Consider the following 25975-nt stretch of genomic DNA (forward strand, 5'->3'; position numbering starts at 1 on the left):
GGGTGTTCGACGAATGGCGGCGGCGCCGAGCCATCCAGCGCATCAAGCTCGGGGACGGGCGCGCGCTCAAGCGATTCCGTTGGTGGCAGCCTCTGTCTCGGTCCCTGTTCTATCTTCCCGCGGACGCCGGAGCGGGCCGCCCGGTCGAATACGCGGTCGACGTGAACCACATGAAGAGCAACGAGAACCTCGACACCGAAGCCTTCCTGTATCGCGACGGCCGGCTCTTCGAGCGGGCGAGACTCCCGGCCGTGTTCCCGATCGAGGGCGGCGCGATCGAGGTGCAGACGTCGGCCTTCGGCCTCCGGCGGTGCCACTTCGTCGCCGACGACGGGACCGAGCAGCAACTGGTGCCGGACCCGCGTTCGGCCGAGGGACGCCGCGCCCGGCTCGACCGCGAGCGTCCGTTGCTCAGCCGCGGGATCGGCGTGGTGTCCCTCGTCCTGATCCTCGTGCCGCTGGCCCTCGGCATTCCGCAGACCGTCGAGGCGATCTCCCGGTTCCCGCCGCTGGCCGAGCGGTTCGGTGTCTTCGAGTCGCCGTTCGATGCGTCGGCCTGGTTCAACATCGTGCTCGCGATCAGCGCGACCGTGGGCAGCACCGAGCGTGCCCTGCGCCTGCGGTACAACCGGTGGCTGGACACGGTGGCGGACTGACCGCGGGTCAGCCTTCGGCCCGCAACTGCCGGCGGGCCAGCTCTTTGGCGCGGTGGATGACGTCGAGCTGGGCCTCGTTGTGGAGTTCCCGCAACGCGTCGACGAACGTCTGCCGTGTGACTGACTTGCCCTTCGACACGTGGTCCATCGCGTCGTTGTCCATCCAGGGATAGTCACGAAGAGTACGAACCAGGGACGGCGCGTATTTCTCGGCGAGGTTCTGCCGGGTCGCCTCGTCGGCGTCGGCGGGCAACGCGTCGAAGTCGGCGTTGACGGCGTCGTAGTCGTTGTCGTCGTCGCGCTCCACCACCTGCCGCACGTCGGCCAGGGCCTGGTCGTCCAAGAGCTGCGTGTATATGTGGATGAGCGAGCGGTCGGCCTCGGACAGGCGGCCGGCGACGGGCTCGAAGCCCGGCGGCGTGTCGGGCGGCGCGTTCTCGCTCAGGATGGCCGCGATGCTCTGCCGGGACTTCTCCAGCCGTTCGATGGCGGCCGCGTGGTCGACGTCGATCTGCTGCAGCGCCTCGGGGGAGCCCGCGCTCGGCTCGTTGATCCGGGACAGGGGCACGCCCAGCTCGACCAGCCGGAGGATGTGCAGCAAGCGTACGAGATCTGCCGTTTCGTACTGCTTGTAGCCGTTGTGGCGGCGAGAGGGCTCCTTGAGCAGGCCCAGATGATGGTAGTGCCGGATCGTGTTCACCGTGGTGCCCGCGAGTGTCGCGAGCTCGCTCGTGCTCCAAGCCACGCCGATCCTCCTTCTCCTTCACCATCGCCCACCGGCAGATCTGCCCAAGGAAGGTACGCCGCCAAGTGACTGATCGCGAAGGTGCGGTGATGTTGACTGTGTGGCCGGCACACGGTTTCTGATGGGAAGCACACCGGCATCGGCGCAGTCCCGCTGGCCGGGGAGGCGGCCCAGCTCGAAGGAGACTCGTGATGCAGTTCGGCGTATTCACCGTGGGTGACGTCACCCCGGACCCCACGACAGGCCGGACCCCGACCGAGCACGAACGCATTCAAGCCATGGTGATCATCGCGCTGAAAGCCGAGGAGGTGGGCGTCGACGTGTTCGCCACCGGCGAGCACCACAACGTGCCGTTCGTGCCGTCCTCGCCGACCACGATGCTCGGCTGGATCGCCGCCCGGACCAAGAAGCTGCTGTTGAGCACGGCCACGACGCTGATCACCACCAGCGACCCGGTGAAGATCGCCGAGGACTACGCGATGCTGCAGCACCTGTCGAACGGGCGCGTCGACCTGATGATGGGCCGCGGCAACACCGGGCCGGTCTATCCTTGGTTCGGCAAGGACATCCGGGCCGGAATCCCGCTGGCGATCGAGAATTACGCGCTGCTGCGCCGGTTGTGGCGCGAGGACGTCGTCGACTGGTCCGGCAAATTCCGTACGCCGTTGCAGTCGTTCACCTCGACGCCGCGCCCGCTCGACGGCATTCCACCGTTCGTCTGGCACGGCTCGATCCGCAGCCCGGAGATCGCCGAGCAGGCCGCCTACTACGGTGACGGATTCTTCGCCAACAACACCCTCTGGCCGAAGGATCACACCCAGCGCATGGTCGGGCTCTACCGGGAGCGCTTCGCTCACTACGGCCACGGCGACCCCGACCGGGCCATCGTCGGCCTCGGCGGTCAGGTGTTCATGCGCAAGTACAGCCAGGACGCGGTGAAGGAGTTCCGGCCGTACTTCGACAACGCCCCGGTCTACGGCCACGGCCCGTCGTTGGAGGAGTTCACCCGGGACACACCACTCACGGTGGGCAGCCCGCAACAGGTAATCGACCGCACCCTCGGCTTCCGCGACTACGCCGGCGACTACCAGCGCCAACTGTTCAACCTCGACCACGCCGGCCTGCCGCTGAAGACGGTGCTGGAACAGCTCGACATCCTCGGCGAAGAGGTCGTGCCGGTGCTGCGCAAGGAGTTCGCCGCGCTCAAACCGGCCCACGTGCCGGACGCCCCGACGCACGAGTCCCTGAAGCAGGAAGCGGCCACGGCGCCGAGCACCACCTGAGCGGCTCAGGCGAGGGCGGCTGTCGCTTCGATCTCCACGACGAACTCGGGCGGGCAAAGGGCCTGGACCCCGAAGCGAGAACGCCCGATCTACGCGGCGGCCCGGCCGCTTGACCCGGTTCCTGGAACAGGGTGTCGCATACGGGAAGACGTTCGTGGAAGGAGCCGGCATGACACTGGAAGCTGCGATCCGTTCCGACGACGTGGCGGCGGTGGTGGAGCTGCTCGCGTCGGGCGCGGACCCGCACCGCCGCGGCCCTGGTGGCCTCACTCCCCTGATGGTCGCCTCCGCGCTCGGCCGGCAAAGGCTGGTGGAGCTGTTGCTGAAGGGCGGCGCGGACGTGTTGATGGTCGAGCCGCGCATGGGCGCCACGGCGCTCCACAAGGCGGCGCAGGCCGGTGCCAACGGCGTCATCGGCCTGCTCCTCGACCACGGCGCCTTCGTCGACCAGCAGTCGCCCCAGCTCGGTCACACGCCACTGATGGACGCGGTGCAGTACAAGCACGAGGCGGCGGTACGTCTGCTGCTGGCCCGCGGAGCCCGCACCTCGGTGCGGAACCACTGGCAGGAGACGGCGCTCGATCTGGCGGTGCGCGACGGCTCGGACGCCATCGCCGCTCTCCTGCACGGGCGGATCGCGGCCGACGCCGACCGGATCCGGTCGCTGGAGCTGATGGCGGCGGTCAAAGCCGGCGACCTCACCGCGGTGAAACGGCTCGTCTGGGCCGGCGCGGACCTCGACGAGCGAATGCCGGCCGTCGGCGATCACGACGACGACTACATGCCGCTCGGGATCGCCGCCCGCGACGGGCACAGCGGTGTCGTCCGCGTGCTGCGCGAGGCCGGCGCGGATCCGCGCCTGCTCAACGGGCCGATGGGCGCGACGCCGGGCCATGAGGCCGCCTTCGCCGGGCACGCGGACGTCGTCCGCGCGCTTACCGCGCCCGGCCCCAGCGGTACACCGAAGCTCGAGATCGACGCCCAGGGCGCCTACAACGGCTTCACCGCGCTGCACGACGCGGTGTGGCACGGGCACCCGGAGGCAGCACAGGCCCTGGTCGAGGCGGGCGCCCGGCTCGACCTCACCACACACAGCGGTCACACTCCCCGGCAACTCGCCGTCCTCTACGGCTACCACGATCTCGCGGCCTATCTGGCCGAGGCCGAGAGCACTGCCGTACGGCCATCTCCTTTTGCCTTCCCCGAGGCCGCGCTCGACGACCTGCGCGAGCGGCTTCTGCGTACGCGATGGCCCGATCCCGAACCGGTGGAGGACTGGAGCCAGGGCGTGCCGCTGCGCCGGCTGCGAGCACTGTGCGACTACTGGCGGAACGGCTTCGACTGGCGGGCCTGCGAGGCCCGGCTGAACGCGCTCAGCCCGTCGACGACGCGGATCGACGGACTCGACATCCACTTCCTGCACCTGCGGTCGCCCGAACCGGAGGCGATGCCGCTCGTGATGACCCACGGCTGGCCCGGTTCGGTCATCGAGTTCCTGAAGGTGGCGCCGATGCTGGCCGACCCGCGCGCCCACGGCGGCGACCCCCGGGACGCGTTCCACGTCGTCCTGCCCTCGATGCCCGGCTTCGGACTGTCCGGCAAACCGACCGAGACCGGGTGGGGACCCGAGCGGATCGCGGGCGCCTGGGTCGAGCTGATGCGGCGGCTGGGCTACGACAGCTTCGGCGCGCAGGGCGGCGACTGGGGGCACGCGGTCACCACCGCGCTGGGCGACATCGGCGCGCCCACCGTCCGGGCCATTCACTCCAACATGTTCCCGACCTATGGCACCGAGGAGGTCACGGACGAGCAAGAGGAGCGTGCGCTGCAACGATGGCGTGACTTCGAGGCCAACGAGTCGGGCTATCGGCACGAGCAGATCCAGAGCCCTCAGACGATCGGGTATGCGCTCACCGACTCGCCGGTCGGGCAGGCGGCCTGGCTCTACGAGAAGTACGAGCAGTGGACCGACCACGACGGCGATCCGGAGAACCTGCTCAGTCGCGACGAGATGCTGGACAACATCACGTTGTACTGGCTGACGGGCACCGCCGCCTCCTCGGCTCGCATCTACTGGGAGAGCTTCCGCACCTACCGCGACCCGAAGGTCGACGTGCCGGTCGGCGTCAGCCTCTTCCCCGGCGACATCTATCTCGCCGGACGTCGCTGGGTGGAGGCGCGTTACCCGAACCTCGTGCACTACAACGAGCTGCCCAGGGGCGGGCACTTCGCCGCCTGGGAACAACCCGAGCTGCTGGCCGCGGAGGTGCGCGCCACCTTCCGCCACGTACGCCGAGGGCCCACAACGAATTCGTAGCTCGTTCATCGCCGGGGCAGGACGGCCGCCGCGAATATCACGTTGTCGACGATGGTCGCGGCGAAGCTGCGAGCGATCGCGTCGGCGGCTGCATCGGCGGCCCAGACGCCGTGCTCGAGTTGCTTGGCCCGGGCGGTGCTCGCGGGGGTCCGCGAGATCTCGGGATGAAACTGCGGCAGCATTCCGCTTCCGGACAGCAGTGCCACGAGCGCAGCGAGGCGGGGTTCCGGCTCCGCCTCGCCGGCCAGCACGTGCCGTACCCCGCGGAGCAGGCTCCTCCGGCGCCCGGATTCGCCGTCCGTCAGAATCTCCCTCGTGGGCGCTGCGGTCTCGGCGCCGGTTGATCGGTGGACGTCGTTGCGCTCGATGAGACGTTCGAGCAACGGACGGCGCAGCGCCGGACCGATCAGGGCGAGCGTCGCCTGGACGCCTCGCGGCCTCGAGACGAGATAGTCCCACGCGGATCGCAGGAGGTCATCTGCCGGTGGCCGCTCGGCGACGGCTTCCACCCGGGTCGACCCGCTCCACCCGGGTACGGTTCGCACGTGCCGGCCGATGCTGAGATCCGCAAGCATCGCTCCGGCGAGGACGTAGGGAAGCGTTTCCTCGCCGGCGACGACTCCGGTGCCCGCCGGCCCGGAGGACGGCTGGAACAGGAGCAGCAGAAGGTCTTCGGCCAGGATCGGCGGGCCGAGCCGCTGTGTCATCGGGTGATCCTTTCGACGGGGAATGCGACGCGAGTCCGGGAACCGCGACGCAGTCGACAGGGGCGGGTGCAACCGGAGGTCAAGCCACCACGGACGAGACGACACCCCAGACCAGGGTGGTGGTCAACGTCGTCCAGAAGACGATGGCGATCGCCTGCCACAGCAGCACCCAGGAACGCGAGGTCCCCGAGGCGATGAGCATGGCCGCGGTGAACTGAGTCGGAATGGCCAGTGGCCCGAGCATGCTGGCTCCGGGCACGCCGAAGCGCACGAGGTAGCGGCGGAAGCGCTGCCGCCCCTTGGATTCGGGACGCTCCTCGCGGCTGCTCGGTCGGTGTCCGTGGGCGAGCGCGGCGGCGCGGGCGCGCGAGCTGATCAGCACGACGACGAGGACGCAGAGGAAGTTGCCCGCGGCCGCGGCGACCCCGGCCGCCACGGGATGGATCCCACCGACCACTCCGATCGGGGAGGCGCCCTCGCCTTCGATGAACGGGATGGCGCCGGCCAGCATGACGACGAACGGCTGGACCAGTTCGGGCACCTCGGCCACGAGGTCGCGGAAGTTCTGAACGAGCGTTTCGAAGGGATTCACGGCGGACTCCTCGAGCTGGGAGATGCGTCACCACCGAGTAGAGACCGTGTGCTCAGCACAGAGTCAAACGCCCTGTTCCTGGCGCTCCTGACGATCAGACGCGTTCCCCGCCGGGTCCGCCTCGCGCCACCGGCTCAGTGATGGGCAAACCAGGCACGGTGACCCCGTTCACCGGCCTACGGCTGGACTGTGTGCTAACCACACCGTTTTCACTGGACGCATGCCGGCCTGGCCGTCGCGTCACGCACCAGAACCACGATGAGGAGCACTGATATGACTGATTCGATGAAGGCTGTTGTGCTTGCCCGTTTCGGTGGGGCCGACGCGTTCGAGTTGCGCGATGTTTCCGTGCCGCGAGTCGAGCCCCGCCAGGTGCGGGTGCGGGTGCATGCGAGCGCGATAAATCCGCTCGACTATCAGATTCGGCGCGGAGACTATGCGGATTATGTGCCGCTTCCGGCGATCACCGGGCACGACGTCTCGGGGGTGGTCGAGGAGGTCGGTTCGGACGTGACCGAGTTCCGGGTCGGTGATGAGGTGTACTACACGCCGCGGATCTTCGGCGGTCCCGGTTCCTACGCCGAGCAGCATGTCGCCGACGTCGATCTCGTCGGTCGCAAGCCGGAGAACGTCAGTCATCTGGAGGCGGCGAGTCTGACTCTGGTGGGTGGCACGGTGTGGGAGGCGTTGGTGACGCGGGCTCAGCTCACCGTGGGGGAGACGATCCTGATCCATGGCGGTACGGGTGGTGTCGGCACGATCGCGATTCAGGTCGCGAAGGCGATGGGGGCGCGAGTGATCACGACGGCGAGGCCCGGCAATCATGAGTTCGTGCGTTCTCTCGGGGCGGATGAGGTGATCGACTCGTATTCGGCGGATTACGTCGATGCGGTGGCCGAGCTGACTGGCGGCCGGGGGGTTGAAGTCGTCTTCGACACGATCGGCGGTGACACGCTGACCCGGAGCCCGTTGACGCTCGCGGATGCTGGGCGGGTCGTGAGCATCGTCGACATCGCGCAGCCGCAGAATCTTATCGAGGCGTGGGGTGTGAACGCGGCCTATCATTTCGTTTTCACGCGGCAGAACCGGGGGAAGCTGGACGCGCTCACCACGTTGGTCGAGCGTGGTCTGGTGAAGCCGGTGATCGGTGCGACTCTTCCGCTGGCTCGAGTGGGTGAGGCTCACGGGCTGCTGGAGGACAGGGGCTCGTACATGCTGCGCGGCAAGGTCGCGATCGATGTGGCGGGCGAAACCGTCGCGCTTCCCCCACGCAACTCGTAGCGGTACCGGCCAGGCACGCGCGCGATGACGGCGGTGGTCAGCAGGGGAGGCTGCGATCGACGGTCCGGGCCCGCCGTCTCACCTGGGCCATGGCGAGCAACAGTCCACCGGTCAGCACGGCGTCGATCCCGGCGGAGCTGGGCCGGAACCGCGGGACGTCGAGACCTCTGATGCGCAGCTCGGCCGACAGGTCGTGCCGGAGCAGCCGGTCGTTGCTGGTGGTCGTGCCCCAGATGACGACCGGCTGAGGCCGGCCCGCGCGAAGCAGCGGTTCGGCGAGGTCGGCCAAACGTTCGATCAGCAGCGGGTCGATCGCTCCGTCCAGGACCGCGAACTCCTCGTGGCGCAACGAGCCGTTGCGGAAGAGCCCAGCCTCCACGTGGCGCTGGGCCCGGATCAGCAGGAAGTCACCGGCCCCGATGAGGACCTTGGCCCGCGCGGCAGCCTCGGCCGTCGCCGCCAGCTCTATCGCCGTGTGCACGGATGCCGGCACCGGCAGGCCGAACTCCAGACTGGTGGCGAGCACGTCGCGCCAGTAGCGGCCGCCCGGAACGTGGCGCAGCATGCGGGCGTTGCGCAGGCTGTCGAACGAGGCGCCGACCACCAGGCTTGCCAACGACTCGGCGGGGAGACCCGCTTTCGCGGAGACCTGCCGGACGGCCGCGATCACCGCGGCGTCGAAGGTCACGCTATGACGGTACGGCGTCGTCACTGTCGCACGAACCGGTCCCGCTGTCGCGGCGCAGACCGCGGTTACCCGACCTCGCTGGATGTGGACGGCGGTGACGTACGCCTCGTTCATGCCCCGCGGCCCACTACTGGTTCTGCGGCGGCAGGACGGCTGCCGCGACGATCACGTTGCTGACGATGGTCGCTGTGACGGTGCGGGCGACCGCTACGGCGGCAGCTTCGGCTCCCCAGTTGCCCTGCTCGAGCTTCTGGGCGCGGGTGATGACGGACGAGGTCCAGGGGATCTCGGGATCGAACTGCGGGAGCGTACGGCTTCCCGACAGCAGCGCCGCCAGCGCGGCGACTCGGGGTTGCGGCTCCACGCCGTCGACCAGCACCGCCCGTACGTCGGAGAGAAGACCGGCCCGCCGGCCGGTTCCGCCGTCCTCGAGAACCTTCATGTCGAACAGGCCTAGCGCCTTGCGGGTGGACTCGCGGATGTCGCCGCGGACGATGAGCCGGTCGAGCAACGGGCTACGCAGGGACGGCCCGATCGCGGCGAGAGTCGCCTGCACGCCCCGGGGCTTCACGGCGACGTAGTCCCATGCCGATCGCAGGGTGTCGTCCGCGGGGGGACGGTCCGAGACAGCCTCCACCCGGGTCGATCCACCCCAGCCGGGGATGGTTCGCACGTGTCCGCCGAGGCCGAGATCGGCGAGTACCGCACCCCCGAGCACGTAGAAGAGCGTGTTCTCGCCGGCGATGACACCGGTGCCCCGCATCCCCGCGTTCGGCTGGAACAGGAGCAACAGGAGGTCTTCGCCCAAGGTGGCGGTCCCGAGCTGAGCCATGAGGCCTTCCTTTCGCTTCAGGATGCGTCGCGGGTGCTCAGGCCGGATGGTCAAGCCCCTTTTCGCGGCGCAGGTGCTCCTGCGCGAGGACGCTGGCCCGGCCCAGCACATCGACTTGGGCGGCGTTGTAGAGACCGACGACGGCGTCGATGAACGTCTGGCGGGTGACGTGCTCGCTCTTCGACAAATGCCGGGCGGGATCGCGCAGCCAGGGATAGTCGACCAGATGCTGCGCCAGCCGCACGGCGAGCTTCTCGGCGAGGTTCTGGCGAGTCGCCTCGTCGGCGTCGGGCGGAAGGGTGTCGATGTCATGGCTGATGGGATCCGTTTCGGCGTCCACCATGTGCCGCAGGTCCTTCATCGCGTCGTCGTCGTAGAGCTGGCTGAAGACGTGGATGAGCGAGGTGTCGGACGCGGTGAGCCGCGGCGCGACCGACTCGAAGCCCGCGGGCGCGTCGGCCGGCGCCCCGTCGCGCAGAATGATCGCGATGTCGGAACGGGCCCGGCGCAGACGCTCGACCTCGGCCGCCAGGTCGGCGTCGACCTGACGCAGCACTTCCGGGGCGGGGGCGCCGCCCGAGGTGATCGCGCCGATCCGGGAAAGGGGCACACCCAGCTCTACGAGCCGCCGGATGCGCAGGAGGACGACGAGATGCGGTACCCCGTACTGCTTGTATCCGTTCGGACGGCGCTCGGGCTCGTCGAGCAGGCCGAGCCGGTGGTAGTGCCGAATCGTGTTCACCGTGGTGCCGGCGAGTTCCGCGAGCTCACGGGTGCTCCAGGCCACGTCGGTTCCTTCCTGGGTCTGACCCGGCGGTCGGCGTCAGTTGCTGGCTCGCAGTCGACACCGTGTTCCCACCACAGAGTCAAATGCGCCGATGACCCGGATCTTGAAAGCTTCCTTAAGTCGCGCCCGCATTTCGAACACCGCCGTGTCCGGCTCCGTCGTCCGGGCTGGTGCGCGCGGACGTGCGCAGAAAATGGAGGCAACGGTGCGAAAGACTTCACGTGCCCGTACCCGGGTACTGGCGGCCATCGGCATGGCGAGCCTGGTCGGGGCGCTGGTGCGAGGACGGCGCCACGAAGGCGGTCCCGTACGGGGCGATCTATGTTTTCTGGGTGGGCAAGCGCGGCTGATCGCAGCCTCGTTGCCCGCCGTGCGTGGCGGGCAACGAGGCCGGACTCTTGCGCCGATCTCTAGCGGACGTTTGCCTGGACGGCCGTGGAGATCGGTGTCGAGCCTTGGTTGAGCTCAAGAATCTGCCGCCTCAACCGGGGCTCGTGCAGTAGTTCCAGCAGAGTCGCGGCGACGTCCTCGCGGGCGATCTCGTCGTGCGGTTGGGCCGGACCGAGGGAGACCGCACCGGTTCCGGCCCGATCGACGAGCATGGACGGCCGGAGGATCAACCAGTCGAGGACGGACTCGCTGACGGTGACGTCGACCAGCTTCTTCACGGCGAAGTAGAACTCCACGTCATCGTCGAGGTGTTGCCCGCGCCCAGCCTCGGGAAGCACGGACACCAGCGTGAAACGATCCACCCCGGCCAGACTCATCGCCTCGAGGGTTCGCATCACACCGTCCCCGTCGATGGCCGAGGTGACCTCCCGGGCGCCGCCGTTCGACCCGGCGGTGTACACGACCACGTCGAATCCATTGATCATGGCGGCCAGGGAATCGGCGGTCAGGTCCGCGAGCTCGCCGACGTACGCGTCGGCGCCTTGTGCGGCGAGCTCGGCCCGCTGATCGTCGCGGCGCACGAGACCGCGGACTATGTCACCGCGGTCGGTCAGCTTCCGGGCCAGCAGCCTCCCGACCTTTCCGCTGATCCCGAAGATGAACACCTTCAATAATTCCTTCATGCGTCCCAGCCTTCTTTGGGGGATGGCACAAGTGCCGCGGAAGACGAACTGCGAGGGGGACGTGCGCTGGTCACTGTGGATCAGGGTCGCACCGGTGACGGTGCCTTCGCGTCGGTGAAAGTTCCTTAAGGGGGGCGCGAGGCCACGGGTAAGGGACTTTCACCGACGCGAACGCCGCCCGGTCGTTGCGAGCATGACGGTACGGCGGCGACCGGCAGCGACGCGATCAGCCGACGACAGATCTCAAGGAGAATGATGGCCTCGCTTTTCGACCCGGTGCACGTCGGGGACCTTTGCCTGCCCAACCGGCTGGTCATGGCTCCGATGCCTCGGGTGCGGTCCGACGATCTCGGGCTCGCGAACGCGTCGACCGCCGCGCACTACGCGCAGTGCGCGAACGCGGGCCTGATCATCACGGAGGGCATCCAGACGAGCCGGATCGGGCAGTCCAACCCCCGGACGCCGGGGCTGCACACCGTCGAGCAGGTCGAATCCTGGCGCCCGGTCACCTCGGTGGTGCATCGTCGAGGAGGACGGATCTTCGCGCAGATCATGCACGCCGGCCGGGTGAGCCACTCGGAGACGACCGGGCACCAGCCGGTCGCCCCGTCCGCGATCGCCGCACGCGGCGTCAGTATGTTCACGCCGTCCGGGCTGCAGCCGGCCCCCGTCCCGCGGGCCCTCTCGACCGCGGAGGTCGCGGGCGAAGCCGCCTGCTACGCGGCCGCCGCGCTGAACGCGATAGACGCCGGGTTCGACGGCGTCGAGCTCCACGGCGCGAACGGGTACCTGATCGCCCAGTTCCTTTCCAGCAACGCCAACCTTCGTACGGACCGTTACGGAGGCTCGATCGACGGACGCATCCGGTTCGCGGTCGAGGCTGTGTCGATGACGGTCGACGCCGTCGGGGCGGGTCGGGTCGGCCTGCGGCTGTCGCCCGGAGCGGGCATCGCGGACGCCGCCGAGACCGACGTACCCGAGATGTACGGCGCGCTGCTCGCCGAGCTGGCCTCGCTCGGGCTCGCGTACGTGCACCTCACGGCGAGCGTCAATCAGGACCTGTTCGCCGGATTGCGTCGCGCGTGGCCCGGCACGCTGATCGTGAACCCGTCGATGCCGACCGATCCCGCCCTGTCGAGCCGGCTCGATGCCGAGTGCTGGATGGCGAAGGGCGCGGACTTGATCTCTTTAGGTCGCGCCTTCCACGCCAATCCCGACCTCGTCGAACGGCTTCGCTCCGACCTGCCTCTCGCAACCGCGGATCCGGCGACCGTCTATCAGAGCGGCGAAGAGGGTTACCTCATCTACCGAAGCTACCCGTCGGAACGGCCCGAGCCGGCCGACGCCGATGCACGCGGCCGCAAGGAGTTCTCCGATGGCTGATCCTGAGTCGGCCGCTCCGACCATGGCGATCGGCTGGATCGCCGGAGACCTCATCCACCGCTGATCAACCTCGTCGCCAACGCCTTCCGGCACGCACCGAAGCCGGCCAGGTCATACTCGACGCGGATCCGGCCGTCGGCCGGTGGTCCGGCGAGGACGGCCACCAGGCGTCGGTACCTGTCGAGGCGGTCGTTCTCGAGCAGATGATCCACCGTTCCCTCGCGGACGAGCTCGGCGGCCAGTTCGCGAACATGGGGGGAGTCGGGTGTCAGGCCGGTGCGGTGAGCGGCCAGCAGCCTGCCGATGAATTCCTCCCGGGCATCGCGACGCAGGCCCGGCCCTTCCCCGTGGTCGCGGGCGGCCGCGCGAAAGCGCTCGTCGCGCAGCAGCCCGGTCAGCTCGATCCAGGCGTGCAACTGCGCGACCGTCGGCTCGTCCGGCAGCCGTGGCCGTGGCGGGCCGTCGGGTGTCCGGAGGTCATCGGCGAGGCGCTCGCGTTCCTCGTCGGGCATCGCGATGAGTTCGCGCATCATGGCCGAAGGGTCGTCCAGTCGGCTCAGCACGCGCAGCACGGCTCGCCGGGCCCGCAACTCCCGCTCCTGGCGTTCGAGTATTGCCTGATGCTGGAGGAGCACGTCGCTCGTGCTCGTCGCCCCAGCCAGCGTCCAGCGGATGTCGTCCAGCCCCACGCCCAGCTCGCGCAGCGTCCGGACGAATTCGAGCTGGACGACGGCTCGCAAGTCGTAGCTCCGGCGGCCGCTGTGATCGATGGCCGAGGGGACAACGACGCCCTGGTCGGAGTAGAAGCGGATGGCGCTCACCGCCAGTCCGGTCCGGCGGGCCACTTCCCGGATGGAGTAGAGGTCATCGTGCTGCGTACCGCCGACGCTCTTCCAGGTGTGAGGCAAGGCGTCTCGTCCCTTGCTGGAGATGCTGGGGCCGAGGAACCCCTCGACCTCTGCCACCACTTAAAACCGTGTTCCCGCCACAGAGTCAATGAGGGTGGTGTTCGGTCGCGTCCGACGTCTATCAGGCCCGGCTCGTCAGCGCCCGGCCGAGGAAGTCGCGGATCAGGTCGGCTACGTCATCCAGGTGGCTCTCCAGCAGGAAGTGCCCGCCGTTCATGAGGTGCACCTCGGCGTCGGGCAGGTCGGCGCCGAAAGCCTTCGCCCCGTCGGCCGAGAAGATCTCGTCGTTGCGGCCCCACACCGCCAGCACGGGAATCCGGTTGGTGCGCAGATGATCCTGCAGCTGCGGATAGAGCGCGCGGTTCGTCGGATAGTCCGCGAAGAGCCGCAGCTGCACCTCGTCGTTGCCCGGCCGTTGAAGCAGCGCGTGGTCCAGGGTCCAGGTGTCGGGGCTGACCACGCTCCGGTCCGGAACGCCGTGGGTGTACTGCCAGATGATCGCGTCCACGCTCAGGGCCGTGCGCATGGCCGCCTCGGTCTCGGCGTTCCTGTTCTCGGCGTACGCCCAGACGGGCGCCCAGAATTCGGGCACGAAGCCGGCCTCGTAACCGTTGCCGTTCTGGGTGATGACGGCGGTCACCGGCGCGTCGGGTCGCAGCGCGAGCCGCCATCCGATCGGCGCGCCGTAGTCCTGGACGTAGATGGCGTACCGGCGGAGTCCGAGCTGGGCGAGCAGGTCCGCGGTGAGCCGCGCGAGGGCGTCGAAGCTGTAGGAGAACTGCTCCACCGTGGGGGTGTCGGACTGGCCGAAGCCGAGGTGGTCGGGCGCGATCACATGGTACCGGTCAGCCAGCCTTCCGATGAGCTCGCGGAACATGAACGAGCTGGTGGGGTAGCCGTGCAGCAGCACAACGGCCGGAGCGTCAGGGTCTCCCGCTTCCCGGTAGAAGAGCCGATGTCCATCGACGGTGGCAAACCGGTGCAAGACCCGCATCGCTGACCTCCCGAAGTTCACTCAGGGACTAGGGAATCCAGCCGACACTGTGTTCCTGGCACACGGTCAAGACGCCGCGGAGTCACGCGCCGGGCATCCCGGGCAGATTCAGCTCCCGGAGCTGACGGCGGGAGGTGATGCCGAGCTTGCGGAAGATGTTGCGCAGGTGCGCTTCGATCGTGCGCGGGCTCAGGAACAGCTGGGCTCCGACCTCCTGCGACGTCGCCCCCGTGGCTACCAAACGCGCGACGTGCAGCTCGTGGGCCGTGAGAGCGTCGGCCGTCGCCGCGGTTCGTTTGCGGGGGTACTCGCCGGTGGCTCGCAGCTCCCGGGCGGCACGGGCCGCGAATCCCTCGAGGCCCATGTTCGACAGCAGCTCGTGGGCGGTGCGAAGCTGTTCACGGGCGTCCAGGCGGCGGCCCTCGCGGCGCAGCCACTCGCCGTAGACCAGATGCGTACGGGCGAGGTGCCCGGCCATCCGGCAGGCCTGGAGCCACTCGATCGCCTCACGGTAGTGCTTTTCGGCACCCGGCCCGGTGCTGATCAACGCTTGAGAGCGCGCCGCCAGGCCGAGCGCCCACGGGCTGCGGCTGGCCCGGGCCCGTTCGCTGAGCAGCTCGACCGCGGTGGCCGCGCGCTGCGGCTCACCCGCGCGGGATGCCGCCTCGATGAGCTCGGGCAGGTTCAGGTTGCTGTACAGCGTCTCGTCGGTTCTGGCCGCGCTTCGTGCGGCGTCGAGCGCGGCGGGATAGTTGCCCAGACCGTTGTGCAGCACCGTCAGGGCGTACTGGGCCATCGTCACCGCGGTGCCCTCGCCTCGGGCGGTCGCCTGTTCGACGCTGGCCGCGTGCAGCCGGGTGGCCTCGGCCTCGTTGCCGCGCCAGGCGGCCAGCACGAGCTGGGCGTGCAGCAGAGGCACGCCCCCGGTCGCCTGCGTGATGCCGACCTCTTCGGCGGCCAGCTCGCCGGCGTGCTCGACCTCGCCGGCGAAGACCAGCACGACGGATTGGAAGAGGAGCGCGGGCGGCAGCACCCCGAGCGCGCCCGCTTCGCGGGCGAGCCGGACGTTGCGGTCGGCCAGCGCGAGGACCGAGTCGTCGTCGAACAGGGCCAGGGCGATGCGGCTGGCCAGCCAGAGCCACCGATGGTTGCCGGCGACCTCCTCGGCCGGCTGGTCGCGGAAGGCCTGCACCGCGCGGCGCAGTTCGGGCACGCCGGCCTCGTATCCGTGGAGGAACGCGGTCACCAGCGCGTCGAGCAGCATGTCGGCCGGCCTCGGCGGCCCTGGCGGGGCGGGCGCGTCCTTGGCGCTCTCGGCGACCTCCCGCACGCCGCGTTCGTGGCCGACCTCGCCGGTGATGATCGCCGTGTCGAACGCGTCCAGGTACGTTTCGCGGGCCAGCGCGGCGTCCAGCGGGCCGAGCGTCCTGGCCGCGTCCAGCAGCATTCCCGGCACGTCGCTGCCGCGGGTCAGATAGAAGGCGATACGAGCACGGACCAGTTGCAGCCGGCCGCGTTGCCGGGCGTCCAACGGTCCGGCCGCCGCAACCGCCAGCAGTTCGAGGGCGGCCTCGGGTGCACCGGCCTCCTGTTTGGCGTCCGCGGCCTCCAGCGCCCGCCTGGCCCGGTCGGCCGGTTCGGGCGTCAGCTCGGCCGCTTGCTGCAGGAACGCCGCGGCGGCGGCCGACCCGCCCCGCGCCCGGGCGCGTCCGGCCGAGCGCTCCAGACCTGCCGCGACCTCCTCGTCGGGGCCCAGGACCGCCTGCGCGAGGTGCCACACCTGCCGGTCCGGATCGACGAGAGGATCGATGGCGGCGGCGAGCGCGCCGTGGGCGCGGCGGCGATCCGGTGGTGAGGCCGCTCGATAGACCGCTGAGCGCACCAGGGGATGACGAAACCGCACCCGTGTGCCGATCTCCAGCAGGCCGGCGGCTTCGGCCGGCAAGGCCGCCTCTTTGGCGATGCCCAGTTTCTCGCCCGCACGCCACAGCAGGGTCACATCGCCGGTCGGCTCGGCCGCCGCGATCAGCAACTGCAATTGACTCTCGGCCGGCAGGCTGCCCGAGCGGCGCTGGAAGATTTCCTCGACGCGGCGCGGAACGCTCAGCGCGTCGGGTAGCTCGAACCCGCCGGCCAACCGGCCGGGTTGTGCGCTTCTCGGCAGTTCGAGCAGGGCCAAGGGATTGCCCCGGGCTTCGGCGACGATGCGTTCCCGCACTCCGTCGTCGAGGGGGGCCGGGACCGCACCGGTCAGCAGCGCTCGCGCGTCGGCCTCGCCGAGTCCGTCCAGGCGCAGCCCGGGCAGTCCGTCGAACACCCGGATGTCACTCTCGGTGGGGTCGCGCAGCGCGAACATCAACGCGAGCCGTTCGGCCGCCACCCGACGCGCGACGAAGGCCAGGACCTGGGCGGACGCCTGATCGAGCCATTGCGCGTCGTCGACCAGGCACAGCAGCGGCCGTTCCTCGGCCACCTCGGCCAGCAGGCTGAGGGTCGCCAGCCCGACGAGGAAGCAGTCCGGCGCCATCCCAGCCTGCCGCCCGAATGCGACTCCGAGGGCAGCCTGTTGCGGCTCGGGCAGCGCTCCGGCGCGGTCCAGCAGCGGCTCGGCCAGCTGATGCAGACCCGCGAAGGCGAAGTTGGTCTCGGATTCCACCCCGACCGAGGTCGCCATCCGAAACCCCGATCCGCTCGCGATGTCGCGGGCGTGTTCCAGCAGCGCGGTCTTGCCGATGCCGGCTTCCCCCCGCACCACGAGGGCAGCGCTGTGGCCGGACTGCGCCCGGACCAGAAGTTGTTTCACCGCTTCGCGCTCGGTGTGGCGGCCCAGCAGCTCCACGAGCTCCGCACCTCCGTCCAGCCGGGTGGCCGAATTAGGTACCGCCCGGTACTTAAGTGCGACAGCGTATCAGCAAGACCCTGTGCCCGGAACAGTCTTGCCCTTCCGCCCGTCAGCGAGGGTGGACCGGGCCGTTGTCGAACGCGAAGATCACCACTTTGGATCCGGTCGCGAGCGCCGATCTTGAACAGGACACGTCCGACGTGCTTCTTCACCGTCGACTCGGTCAGCATGAAGCGTTCGGCGATCTCGGTGTTGGTGGCCGCCGCGCCCGATCGCCTCGAGCACCTCGCTCCCGCTCGCTCAGCGTAGGTCCGGGCCGTACCCCGATCGTGGTACCGCGGTCGGCTCTTCCTGCCCGTCGTTGGTACTCAGGTTCTACGGGCCGTCGCTACGTAAGGGTGTTTCACCGACGCGAACGCCGCCCCGCCGATGCGAGCGTGGAGCCATAGCCGTACCAGGGGGGAGGAGCTGACGTGGCCTGGAGCACCCGGGAGCTCGCGGAGCTCGCCGGCACGACGGTCAACGCGATCCGCCACTACCATCGGATCGGCCTGCTCGACGAGCCCACGCGCCGATACAACGGATACAAGCAGTACGGGGTGTCCGACCTCATGCTTCTGCAGCGCATCCGGTGTTTGTCCGAACTCGGCGTGCCGCTCTCCCAGATCCGTGAGATCTGCCGGAACGGCGCGGCCGCGCCGGAGGTTCTGAGGCAGGTCGACGCCAGCCTCGCCTCGGAGATCGAGCGGTTGAGCAAGGCCCGGAGCGACATCGCGACCATTCTGCTCACCCGTGCACCGGTGGGGAGCGACCTGCTGGTCTATTCCGGCGTCGCGCCCGGGGACCTTCATGCCGGTCGCGAGCGCCGGGTCGCCGGCCGCGGCGCGGTTCACGGATGATCCGGTGAAGGCGCACCGCGGCGAAAGGCGACGACCATGTCGTTGACTCGAGGCACGCGGACGCCCGGAACGCAGCCGGTGTCGCCGCGCTGACGGCACTGATTCACGACGCCGTAGCCACCTTCGTCGTCTGGCAGGTCGTGATCGGGGCCGGCAACGGCGTGGTGCTGGCCGCCCTCTCGACATATGTGGTGACTCGGGCGCCCGCGGATGCGGTCGGCATCAGCTCCGGCGTGTTCAACACTGCTCGGGCGGTCGGAGGCGCTGTGTCCGGTGCCGCCTTCGCGGCCGTCATGTCGGCCCTGTCGAGCCACGTGCCCGGGGTCGCAACGCCGGTGACCGGTGAAGCCGGCTACGTGACGGTCTGGCTCGCCTGCGCCGTCCTGGCGATCGTCGTGGCCGCTATGGCGCTCCGTCTTGCCCACGAGAATGAGTGTTCGAACTCGAAATCCTTCGCGAGCTGACCAGGGACCTCGACGGAGGTCTGGCGGACGGACAAGCTGGCCTATCGGCGGTCATGGCCGCGACCGGATCGAGACGGCGAAGGGGTGGCTGTCGGCGAAGGCCAGCTTCGCGAAGCGTTCGCCCATGATGAGATGGGTGGCGGCGTCGGGGTGCAGGCGATCCGGGAGCGGATGGTCGGCGGCGTCCGCCTCGCCGTAGAGATCGAGCCCGTCCAAGTAGTGCAGGTTCGCGTCGGTAGCGGCGCGTTGCCGCACGATCCGGGTCAGCTCGTCGCGGATCAGCCGCAGAGTCATTTTCCCCGCGGCGCGTTCGGCGGGATCGCCGGTGGCCTTGAACTTCACCAGGCCCTCCTGCAAGGCCTCGAGGTCGAATGCACCGGGTCCGGGGGTGTCTTCGTGGATCGGGCAGTGGATCGGGGAGATGACGAGCAGTGGAGTGCTGGGATGACCGTCGCGGATGGTGTCGAGGAAGCCGTGCACGGCCGGGGTGAAGGCACGCATGCGCATCAGGTCGGTGTTGACCAGGTTGATGCCGATCTTGACACTGATCAGGTCTGCCGGGGTGTCACGCAGGGTGCGGGCGGTGAACGGGTCGAGCAGGGCGCTGCCGCCGAGTCCGAGATTGACCAGCTCCACCCCGGCGTGGGTAGCCGCCAACGCCGGCCACGTGGTGGAAGGGCTCGCGGCGTCTGAGCCCTGGCTGATGGAGCTGCCGTGGTGCAGCCACACCGGACGGCCGTCGCCGGTGAGCGGGGTGATGGGCGCATCTGTGCGCAGGGCGACGAGTTCGGTGGCCTCGTTGTGCGGCAGCCAGATCTCGACGTTCTTGTCGGTGTCGGGAAGGCCGGTGAAGGACACGGTGCCCGTCGGCCCGGTGCTGTGCTCGGTGGTTCCACTGGCCATGTCGATGGTCAGGAGGTTGCCGCCGGGCATGGTGCCCTGACCGGTCAGGGCACCATCAACGAGCAGGTCGTACACGCCGGGCGGGCGGGCCGACAGGCCGACGTAGGCGCGGCGGGACGCCAGGGCTTCCAGCTCGACGGCCGTCGAGCGGGTGCGGAAGCTGATTCGTACGCCCGAGGGCTGCGCCTCGGCCATGTGCAGCTGCGGATCGGGGGTCTGTGCGCGCGCCCGAGCCGGCAGCCGGTGCGGGCGCAGGCCGTGCTCCGTGGGCTCCATTTCGCCGGCGCCATGAATGAGGTCGGCGGTGATCGGTGTGGTGATCCAGGCGTTCATGACGTCACCTCGGGTCGAAGGGGGTGGGTCATTCGATGGGCCAGTTGCGCAACAGGGCGTCGAGCGCGTCCAGGACGCGGATCCAGGACTGCTGCGGATCTGGACTGCTGTGGTCGAAGCCGCCGGCCAGCTCGAGACTGATGTAGCCGTGGAAGGTGCTCCCGATGAGGCGGACGGCGTGAGTCTGGTCGATCTCACCCAGGCGATAACCCCGCAGGACGGCGCGCATCATCTGCGAGAGTCGCGGCCCGGCGCTGGCGGCCGCCGCCTGCGGGTCGAGCCGCAGGCGAGCCGCGGTGTACCGGCCGGGGTGTTCGCGGGCGTAGTCGCGATAAACGTTCCCCAGGGCGATCAGGGCGTCCTTGCCGGCCCGTCCGGCCATGGCCGCGGCACTGCGGTCGGCGAGCTCGGCCAGGGCGAGCAGCGCGATCCGGGTCCTGAGGTCGTGCGAGTTCCTGACATGCGAGTACAGGCTGGGAACTTTGACGCCGAACTGCCGGGCGAGCGCGGAGATGGTGACCTCGTCGAAGCCGACCGAGTCGGCCAGCTCGGCACCGGCCTGGACCAGGCGTTCCGGCGTGATACCTGCACGTGTCATCCGAAGTTCCTCCCTAGTAACATTATGCACGCGCCTAATGGTATTAGGAATCGAAGTGGCGACGATCACGGCGGTACGCCGGCCCTGCCGTGTTCGACCCTCGACGTCGGGGATGCACCCAGGCAGCCTGCCTACAAGTATTAGGATAAAACCTAGAAGCTTGTAGCCTTTTGCTATGGCATGTAGCTTGTCGGGCATGGAGCCGCTTACTGAGCGCGAGATCCGCGCGTCCTTCGTGAACTGCACCAAAGGTGAGACCAAGCGCTTGGCGGTGCCCTCGGACCTGGTCGAGCGCCCGTGGAGCGACCTGGACTTCCTCGGATGGCGTGACCCCGCCTCCTTGCAGCGTGCCTATCTGGTCGCCGAGGGCAGTAGAGGGCTGGTAGGGGTAGCGATGCGGCTGGCGTCGCCGAGCGCCGGGCAGCCTCGGCGCAGCATGTGCTCGCTCTGCCTGACCACGCACAACCCCGGCGGCGTGTCCTTGATGACCGCAGCCAGGGCAGGGCGTAGTGGTCAGAGCGGTAACTCCGTCGGCACCTACATCTGTGTCGACCTGGCCTGCTCTCTTTATCTGCGTGGCAAGAAGAAGGCCGGACCGGCCACGCGCTTCCAGGAGTCACTCACCGAAGAGGAGAAGATCGATCGTACGGTCGCTAAGGTCGCAGCCTTTCTGGCCAGTGTGACCCGCTGACCACCGAGAACCAGAGCGGGCAGTGATCCCGCTTCGGTGGGAGTCATTCGCCGTCGCCTGACCGGGGGTGGCAGGCGTGTCCTTCATGGCCACTCGGTCAGCGGCGCCGCCATAGCGCGGGCGTGATCTGGTGCTCGGTCCGGAAACGTCGGATGAAGTAGCTGGCGTCGGGAAAGCCGACCCGGTGGGCGATCGCCGCCACCGTCAGGTCGGTCTCGGTCAGCAGCCGCCGGGCCTCCTGCATCCGCCGCTCGGTAAGCCACTGCTGCACGGTTCGGCCGGTCCGGCGGCGTACCGAGGTGGTCAGGTGCCCCGGGGTCAGCGCCAGTTCGTCGGCCACATCGGCCAGCGAGATCGGCTCGGCGAACCGGTGCTCGATCACGTCGAACACCGCGGCCAGCAGCGGCTCGTCGGCCGCGCGCAGGTCACCGGCGACGTCACCGGCCAGCCGGGCCGCCGCGACCAGCACCAGCATCAGGTGTGCGAGCGACGCCTCCGACCATCCGGTTCCACGGGTCTGCAACTCGCCGTCGAGTGCGCTGATCCGCTCCACCCAGCCGGGCCGCTGCTCCCGTGGGACCCGCAGCCGCTGCGTCCGGTCGGCGCCGCAGGCGAACGGGAACAGCAGCGGGTGGGTTCGCCACGAGTACGCGCCGCCGCGGATCACATCGGCCGGGAAGAACACCACCCATCCGTCCTCGATCATTCGGTCGGCCGGCTGCGGAAAGGACAGCACCTGGCCTGGCGCAATCACAAACAGATCGCCGTCGCCCACGGTCCATGCGCGGTCGTCGATCAAGAAGCTGCCGCCAGCGCGATGTGCGTACAGCAGGACCAGGAAGTCGTGCGTATGCGTCTGCGGGCCGGGTAGCGGCTGCGGCGTCAGCGGCCGGTCGGGCAGCCGGGTCACCGCCACCGGCGGGATGCTGGGTAACCGGCGGAACACCGCGACCGGCACGCCGCCGGTGGTCCGCCGAGCCATCCGAGTCGGCCGGGCGTGCGCCGGAGCATCTGAAGAATGTCCTATCCCGGCCACGGATCCGGCGATGTCCTCGCTCTGCTTGGGCACAACGCTGAGAGTACGACCGAAGTTCGTCTGATCACTACACTGCGGGAGGCTGTCATGACCGGAGCCGTACGGCCGTACATCCCGGCGATGGGCCGGCATTGGATGCTGTTCCTCTACGACCCGTTCACCCGGGCGGCCGGCATCTCCGAGGTGCACGGGCAGCTGCTCGACCGCGCCGGCGTTCAGCCCGGCCACCGGGTGCTGGAGGTCGGCTGCGGACCCGGCGACCTGCTCATGCAGCTCGGCCGTCGAGTGCCGGAAGCCAACCTGATGGGGATCGACCCCGACCCGGCCGCGCTGCGCAAGGCTCGCCGCAAGGCCGCCCGCCGCGGCCTGACGGTGCAGTTCAAGCTCGCGTACGCTGACGAGCTGCCGTTGCCGGAAGACAGTTTTGACCGGGTGCTGTCCTCCTACATGCTCCACCACCTCGACGAGGAGCCACGGGTGGCGGCGATGCGCGAGATCCGCCGGATCCTGCGCCCCGGTGGCGAGCTGCACCTGCTCGACGCGGACGGGACACCACGCCCGGGTACGCGAGGCCACCAGCACCCGCGATTGGCCGGACACACCCCGGAACGGATCCAGGCGGTCATGCGCCAGGGCGAGCTGACCGAGGTCTCCCAGACCGGCCACGGCAGCCGCCGGATCGCCGGGCACTACTCCTTCTTCCGCGCAGTCGCCTGAGACAGCGCTCCAGGACTGGGCCGGCGCGCGCCGCTGGTCAGCTGCGGGCGTCGGCCGGCGCGTGCAGCGTGAGGTGCGCGGACAGGGCGTTGAGGAAGTCGGGGGCGTCGAAGACCGCGCCGGCGGAGACGACGCCGGTTGCCCGGGTCCGGCCGGTGAGGAGGCGGTCGACGCGTGGCCGCATTGTGGAGTGTCTCGCGGAAATCTGAGAGGGCGGGGCTCAGGCTTCGTTGAGGGCGTCGCGTAGCCCGGCCCGGGACGAGACGCCCAATTTGGGGAAGATGCGGTAGAGGTGAGCGCCTACCGTGCGGTGGGACAGGTAGAGGCGCTGGGCGATCTCTTTGTTGGTCAGGCCGGCGGCGGCCAGTCCGGCGATCTCGAGTTCCTGGGCGGTCAGGGCGGCCGGCGGCTGCTCGGTGACGGCCGGCCGGTAGCCGGTGGCGCGCAGTTCCCCAATGGTGCGGGCCAGCCACGGTTCGGCGCCCATTGCGGCGAAACCGGTGCGGGCGGCGAGCAGATGCGTACGGGCGCGGGTGTATTCCTTACGCCGTCGCAGTTTTTCGGCGAAGACGAGCCGTATGCGTGACGACTCGAACAACCACCGCTCGGTGGCGGGGTCGGTCAGCGTCCGTTCGAGCCGGTCTTCGGCCTCGTCATCGAGCGTGAGGGCGTCGACGCCGTGCTGGATCAACCGCATGCGGGGGGACAAGGCGGCCACGTCGGCTGCGCGCACGGCCTCGGCGTGGGCGCGCGCCTCGGCCTCGCGGCCGGTGCGCAGGGCGGAATCGACAACGTCGAGGATCACCCAGGTGGCGATCGGCACGTACGGCGCCAGCACCCCGGCCGGGCTGACGGCCGTCGCGTGCTGGTAGGCGGCCTCGTAGTCGCCTCCGGCCGCGGCGGCCAGCGCGCGGGGGAGGTGCGCGATGGCCAGCGAGCTCGCGACGCCGCGCGGCGCTGCCCAGTTGGTGATCTGGTCGGCCAGCTCGTACGCCTCACTGCACCGGCCACGGCCGGCCGCGATGACAGCCCGGTTGAGCAGGAAGTACCACCGCAGGAAAGGAACACCGTTGTCGACGGCGACGCGCTCGCCCTCACCGGCCAGCTCGTCGACCTCGTCCCAGCGTCCGGTGAGGTAGTAGTCGTCGCACAGGTGTATCAGCCCGGCCAACTGCCAGTGGGGCGCGCCGCCTTCGCGTCCCTGACGTACGAGCCGCCACGAATGTTCCCGGATCTCGCCCAGCCGGTCGACGTTGGAGGTGGCGGGGCCTATTCGCACGATCCGGGCCAAGTCCGTCTCGCCGCGCAGGGTGGCGATCAGCGCTTCGAGGTCGGGCAGGGCCGCGGCGCTGGTGCGTACGGGGTCGGGGAAGGTCCGGCTCAGCACCGACATGATGTCGGTCGGTGCCGGGGTGAGCCGGCCCAGGTTCCGGTGGAAGACGGTCCAGTGGTCGGCGCCGCCGGCGAACCAGGACACCAGCAACAGTGTGTGCATGGCCTCGTCGAGGGCCGGGTCGTCGGCACGCCAGCCGTGCCCGCCCGTTTCGATGGCGCCGGCGAGCAGACGGTGGGCGGTGTGCACGTCACCGTCACCATTGATCATCAACAGCGCGGTCGCGTTGGCGGCGCGCAGCGCCGCGGCCGGGTCCTGCGCCATCGTCTGTGCATCGGCCAGCAGCGTCGTGGTGTCACCGGCGCCGCCGGCTTCCGCGCCGATGTACGCGGCCTCGGCCAGCCGCCGCGCGGTGTCCTCGGGTGTGCCGCTCATCTCGGCGGCGCGGACGAGCGCGTCGATGGCGGCCAGGACGTCGCCGCGTCGCAACACCACGTGCGCGGCCTCCTCGAGCTGTACGGCGACGGCCTCGTCCGGGCCGGTAGTGGCCGCGGCGAGGTGCCAGGCGCGGCGCTCGGGATCGTCCGGCAGGTTGGCGGCGATGGCCTGGTGGGCCTGCCAGCGCTCCTCGTGGGTGGACATCGCCACGATCGCCGACTGGATCAGCGGGTGGCGGAAGACGATGCGCCCGGCGGCGTCGTCCACCCGTACGAGTTGGGCTCGATCGGCCGGTGCGAGGTGGGCCAGGTCGGTCAGGCCGCGCAAGGCGCGCAGGTCGCCGCTTCCTTCGAACGTGGCGAGCAGCAGAAGCAAACGGGCGGACTCGGGCAGATCGGCGATGCGGTGGGCGAAGATGGCCTGCAGCCGGTCGTTGAGCGGCACGACCTCCACCGGTTGGGTGGAGTCGGTGAGGCTGCCTGGCAGTTCTACCAGCGCCAGCGGGTTGCCTTGGGCGAGGTCGAGCAGGCGCTGCCGCATCCGACCGATCATGGCCGGGAAGCGGGTGTCGATGAGCCGGGCGGAAGCCTCGTCGCTCAGAGGTTCGACTGTGACCTCGGTCAAGCCGCCGCGGTCGACGAAGCTTTCCATGCCGGTCCGGGAGGCGGTGATGACGCCGACGGGCGTTCCCTGTACGCGCCGGGCGACGAAGCCGAGGACGACGGCGCTGGGCCGGTCGATCCATTGCAGGTCGTCGACGATCAGCAGGACGGGCTTCGTCCTGGCCGCGGTGGTGAGCAGGAACAGGGCGGCGTTGCACACGAGCAGGGCGGCGGGCGCCGGTCCGGGGCCGAATCCGAGGGCGACGGTGAGCGCGTCGCGCAGTGCCGGCGGCAACCGCTGGATATCGGCATAAAGCGGCAGCAACAGTTGGTTGAGCAGGGAGTAGCTGACGTCCGCCTCGAACTCGGAGCCGTTCGCGCGCAACACCCGCATGCCATCGGCGCCGGCCAGATCCGCCGCCGCGGCCAGCAACGCCGATTTGCCGACCCCGGGCTCGCCCCGGACCATGAGCACGTCGCCGCTGACGCGCGTCGACTCCAGGAAACGGTGGAGGTGCGTCAGCTCCACCTCGCGTCCGAACAGCTCCTCCATGACGGTCCCCCCACGGCATTGCACGCTGTGCAGGAACCAGAGTCAAGGGATGGCGCGTCACCCGGTCGAAGGTCGTGCCCGCCGGTAGCGATGATGCGGAATTTCGGGCAAAAGGAAAGATCGTGCGGCGTGCAATCCTTTGCCGCGTATTCCCCGAACTCTTTCCTTGATTGGGTGACGCGGCTAACCGACGTGATCTCAGCAAGATCCTGGCAGGTATTTGTATTCGAAGTGGGTCAAGTGCAGTGCGGCAGCGACAACTCGGCCGATTTCGATCAGGCGAGTACCGCAGTTCGGATGGCGACCAGCCGGTGAATTGC

Annotated in this window: 25 protein-coding genes; 9 read left to right on the forward strand and 16 right to left on the reverse strand. The window is 69.4% G+C overall.

The genetic code is table 11. From position 1 onward, the window contains the following. Window positions 1-2: 2 nt before the first annotated feature. The gene (locus EER30_RS38545; protein ID WP_127506372.1) at window positions 3-656 is read left to right on the forward strand and encodes a hypothetical protein; all 654 of its coding nucleotides are present in this window, start codon (window positions 3-5) and stop codon (window positions 654-656) included. A gap of 7 nt (window positions 657-663) precedes the next feature. Here the strand turns inward: EER30_RS38545 and EER30_RS38550 are convergent, their stop codons facing one another. Next, the gene (locus EER30_RS38550; protein ID WP_127506374.1) at window positions 664-1401 is read right to left on the reverse strand and encodes a MerR family transcriptional regulator; all 738 of its coding nucleotides are present in this window, start codon (window positions 1399-1401) and stop codon (window positions 664-666) included. 191 nt (window positions 1402-1592) lie between these two features. Here EER30_RS38550 and EER30_RS38555 point away from each other — a divergent pair, with 191 nt between their 5' ends. Continuing rightward, a complete protein-coding gene (locus EER30_RS38555; RefSeq protein WP_127506377.1) occupies window positions 1593-2684 on the forward strand; it encodes an LLM class flavin-dependent oxidoreductase in 1092 nt (363 codons plus the stop codon). A 169-nt stretch (window positions 2685-2853) separates the two neighbouring features. Continuing rightward, window positions 2854-5001, forward strand: coding sequence for an alpha/beta fold hydrolase (locus tag EER30_RS49815; RefSeq protein WP_127506379.1), 2148 nt, complete (start codon window positions 2854-2856; stop codon window positions 4999-5001). Window positions 5002-5006: 5 nt separating this feature from the next. On the opposite strand, the gene EER30_RS38565 is transcribed toward EER30_RS49815, so the two are convergent. Continuing rightward, window positions 5007-5708 carry a GOLPH3/VPS74 family protein gene (locus EER30_RS38565; RefSeq protein WP_164842638.1) on the reverse strand — a complete coding sequence of 234 codons (702 nt, stop codon included), beginning with the start codon at window positions 5706-5708 and terminating at the stop codon, window positions 5007-5009. 79 nt (window positions 5709-5787) lie between these two features. Further along, window positions 5788-6300: a small multidrug efflux protein gene (locus tag EER30_RS38570; RefSeq protein ID WP_127506381.1), complete on the reverse strand. Its 513-nt coding sequence runs from the start codon at window positions 6298-6300 to the stop codon at window positions 5788-5790. A gap of 273 nt (window positions 6301-6573) precedes the next feature. Here EER30_RS38570 and EER30_RS38575 point away from each other — a divergent pair, with 273 nt between their 5' ends. Continuing rightward, window positions 6574-7581, forward strand: a complete 1008-nt coding sequence (locus EER30_RS38575) for a zinc-dependent alcohol dehydrogenase family protein (RefSeq protein WP_127506383.1) — start codon at window positions 6574-6576, stop codon at window positions 7579-7581. A 37-nt stretch (window positions 7582-7618) separates the two neighbouring features. Here EER30_RS38575 and EER30_RS38580 read toward each other — a convergent pair whose 3' ends face one another. The 4 genes from EER30_RS38580 to EER30_RS38595 all read right to left on the reverse strand — a co-directional run bounded on the left by EER30_RS38580 (window position 7619) and on the right by EER30_RS38595 (window position 10961). Continuing rightward, complete coding sequence (locus EER30_RS38580; protein WP_127506385.1) at window positions 7619-8269, reverse strand: hypothetical protein; 651 nt, start codon at window positions 8267-8269, stop codon at window positions 7619-7621. A gap of 127 nt (window positions 8270-8396) precedes the next feature. Beyond that, window positions 8397-9101 (reverse strand): GOLPH3/VPS74 family protein, encoded by a 705-nt coding sequence (locus tag EER30_RS38585; RefSeq protein WP_164842639.1) that lies wholly within the window; start codon window positions 9099-9101, stop codon window positions 8397-8399. A gap of 37 nt (window positions 9102-9138) precedes the next feature. Further along, window positions 9139-9888: a MerR family transcriptional regulator gene (locus tag EER30_RS38590; RefSeq protein WP_127506386.1), complete on the reverse strand. Its 750-nt coding sequence runs from the start codon at window positions 9886-9888 to the stop codon at window positions 9139-9141. Between the two features lie 410 nt (window positions 9889-10298). Next, window positions 10299-10961 (reverse strand): NAD(P)H-binding protein, encoded by a 663-nt coding sequence (locus tag EER30_RS38595; RefSeq protein WP_205650600.1) that lies wholly within the window; start codon window positions 10959-10961, stop codon window positions 10299-10301. Window positions 10962-11216: 255 nt separating this feature from the next. On the opposite strand from EER30_RS38595, the gene EER30_RS38600 reads away from it, so the two are divergent. Continuing rightward, window positions 11217-12344, forward strand: coding sequence for an alkene reductase (locus EER30_RS38600; protein ID WP_127506388.1), 1128 nt, complete (start codon window positions 11217-11219; stop codon window positions 12342-12344). Window positions 12345-12394: 50 nt separating this feature from the next. Here the strand turns inward: EER30_RS38600 and EER30_RS38605 are convergent, their stop codons facing one another. From EER30_RS38605 to EER30_RS49820, 4 genes are all read right to left on the reverse strand, one after another. Next, a complete protein-coding gene (locus EER30_RS38605; RefSeq protein WP_164842640.1) occupies window positions 12395-13309 on the reverse strand; it encodes a MerR family transcriptional regulator in 915 nt (304 codons plus the stop codon). Between the two features lie 64 nt (window positions 13310-13373). Then, window positions 13374-14246, reverse strand: a complete 873-nt coding sequence (locus tag EER30_RS38610; protein ID WP_127506392.1) for an alpha/beta fold hydrolase — start codon at window positions 14244-14246, stop codon at window positions 13374-13376. Window positions 14247-14328: 82 nt separating this feature from the next. Next, window positions 14329-17085, reverse strand: coding sequence for an ATP-binding protein (locus EER30_RS38615; protein WP_240670567.1), 2757 nt, complete (start codon window positions 17083-17085; stop codon window positions 14329-14331). Beyond that, window positions 17046-17318, reverse strand: a complete 273-nt coding sequence (locus tag EER30_RS49820) for a hypothetical protein (RefSeq protein ID WP_349290912.1) — start codon at window positions 17316-17318, stop codon at window positions 17046-17048. Before EER30_RS49820 ends, EER30_RS38615 begins: the two co-directional genes overlap by 40 nt. A 243-nt stretch (window positions 17319-17561) precedes the next feature. On the opposite strand from EER30_RS49820, the gene EER30_RS38625 reads away from it, so the two are divergent. Both EER30_RS38625 and EER30_RS38630 read left to right on the forward strand, forming a co-directional pair. Then, on the forward strand, window positions 17562-17987 hold the full coding sequence (locus EER30_RS38625) for a MerR family transcriptional regulator (protein WP_127506394.1): 426 nt from the start codon (window positions 17562-17564) through the stop codon (window positions 17985-17987). A 140-nt stretch (window positions 17988-18127) separates the two neighbouring features. Further along, entirely contained in the window at window positions 18128-18451 is a 324-nt protein-coding gene (locus EER30_RS38630) for an MFS transporter (RefSeq protein ID WP_127506396.1), read from the forward strand. Between the two features lie 51 nt (window positions 18452-18502). Here EER30_RS38630 and EER30_RS38635 read toward each other — a convergent pair whose 3' ends face one another. Continuing rightward, window positions 18503-19687: a GDSL-type esterase/lipase family protein gene (locus EER30_RS38635; protein WP_127506398.1), complete on the reverse strand. Its 1185-nt coding sequence runs from the start codon at window positions 19685-19687 to the stop codon at window positions 18503-18505. A 28-nt stretch (window positions 19688-19715) separates the two neighbouring features. After that, on the reverse strand, window positions 19716-20285 hold the full coding sequence (locus tag EER30_RS38640; RefSeq protein WP_127506400.1) for a TetR/AcrR family transcriptional regulator: 570 nt from the start codon (window positions 20283-20285) through the stop codon (window positions 19716-19718). Between the two features lie 196 nt (window positions 20286-20481). Between EER30_RS38640 and EER30_RS38645 the strand changes: the two genes are divergently transcribed. Beyond that, complete coding sequence (locus EER30_RS38645; protein WP_127506402.1) at window positions 20482-20976, forward strand: FBP domain-containing protein; 495 nt, start codon at window positions 20482-20484, stop codon at window positions 20974-20976. 97 nt (window positions 20977-21073) lie between these two features. Here EER30_RS38645 and EER30_RS38650 read toward each other — a convergent pair whose 3' ends face one another. Beyond that, a complete protein-coding gene (locus tag EER30_RS38650) occupies window positions 21074-21934 on the reverse strand; it encodes a helix-turn-helix transcriptional regulator (protein WP_127506456.1) in 861 nt (286 codons plus the stop codon). Window positions 21935-22099: 165 nt separating this feature from the next. On the opposite strand from EER30_RS38650, the gene EER30_RS38655 reads away from it, so the two are divergent. Next, window positions 22100-22729, forward strand: coding sequence for a class I SAM-dependent methyltransferase (locus EER30_RS38655; protein WP_127506403.1), 630 nt, complete (start codon window positions 22100-22102; stop codon window positions 22727-22729). A 37-nt stretch (window positions 22730-22766) separates the two neighbouring features. Here EER30_RS38655 and EER30_RS38660 read toward each other — a convergent pair whose 3' ends face one another. Then, window positions 22767-22913 carry a hypothetical protein gene (locus tag EER30_RS38660; RefSeq protein ID WP_240670568.1) on the reverse strand — a complete coding sequence of 49 codons (147 nt, stop codon included), beginning with the start codon at window positions 22911-22913 and terminating at the stop codon, window positions 22767-22769. A 36-nt stretch (window positions 22914-22949) separates the two neighbouring features. Beyond that, a complete protein-coding gene (locus EER30_RS38665) occupies window positions 22950-25655 on the reverse strand; it encodes an ATP-binding protein (RefSeq protein ID WP_127506405.1) in 2706 nt (901 codons plus the stop codon). Between the last annotated feature and the right edge of the window lie 320 nt (window positions 25656-25975).

This window comes from Actinoplanes solisilvae (assembly GCF_003999975.1).
GTDB lineage: Bacteria > Actinomycetota > Actinomycetes > Mycobacteriales > Micromonosporaceae > Actinoplanes > Actinoplanes solisilvae.

Bases quoted from the DNA above. Each gene is read 5' to 3' on its own strand.
- EER30_RS38555 (WP_127506377.1), top strand. From the start codon at position 1,593: ATGCAGTTCGGCGTATTCACCGTGGGTGACGTCACCCCGGACCCCACG.
- EER30_RS49815 (WP_127506379.1), top strand. From the start codon at position 2,854: ATGACACTGGAAGCTGCGATCCGTTCCGACGACGTGGCGGCGGTGGTG.
- EER30_RS38565 (WP_164842638.1), bottom strand. From the start codon at position 5,708: ATGACACAGCGGCTCGGCCCGCCGATCCTGGCCGAAGACCTTCTGCTG.
- EER30_RS38575 (WP_127506383.1), top strand. From the start codon at position 6,574: ATGACTGATTCGATGAAGGCTGTTGTGCTTGCCCGTTTCGGTGGGGCC.
- EER30_RS38585 (WP_164842639.1), bottom strand. From the start codon at position 9,101: ATGGCTCAGCTCGGGACCGCCACCTTGGGCGAAGACCTCCTGTTGCTC.
- EER30_RS38595 (WP_205650600.1), bottom strand. From the start codon at position 10,961: ATGAAGGAATTATTGAAGGTGTTCATCTTCGGGATCAGCGGAAAGGTC.
- EER30_RS38600 (WP_127506388.1), top strand. From the start codon at position 11,217: ATGGCCTCGCTTTTCGACCCGGTGCACGTCGGGGACCTTTGCCTGCCC.
- EER30_RS38610 (WP_127506392.1), bottom strand. From the start codon at position 14,246: ATGCGGGTCTTGCACCGGTTTGCCACCGTCGATGGACATCGGCTCTTC.
- EER30_RS49820 (WP_349290912.1), bottom strand. From the start codon at position 17,318: ATGCTGACCGAGTCGACGGTGAAGAAGCACGTCGGACGTGTCCTGTTC.
- EER30_RS38635 (WP_127506398.1), bottom strand. From the start codon at position 19,687: ATGAACGCCTGGATCACCACACCGATCACCGCCGACCTCATTCATGGC.
- EER30_RS38640 (WP_127506400.1), bottom strand. From the start codon at position 20,285: ATGACACGTGCAGGTATCACGCCGGAACGCCTGGTCCAGGCCGGTGCC.
- EER30_RS38645 (WP_127506402.1), top strand. From the start codon at position 20,482: ATGGAGCCGCTTACTGAGCGCGAGATCCGCGCGTCCTTCGTGAACTGC.
- EER30_RS38655 (WP_127506403.1), top strand. From the start codon at position 22,100: ATGACCGGAGCCGTACGGCCGTACATCCCGGCGATGGGCCGGCATTGG.
- EER30_RS38660 (WP_240670568.1), bottom strand. From the start codon at position 22,913: ATGCGGCCACGCGTCGACCGCCTCCTCACCGGCCGGACCCGGGCAACC.
- EER30_RS38665 (WP_127506405.1), bottom strand. From the start codon at position 25,655: ATGGAGGAGCTGTTCGGACGCGAGGTGGAGCTGACGCACCTCCACCGT.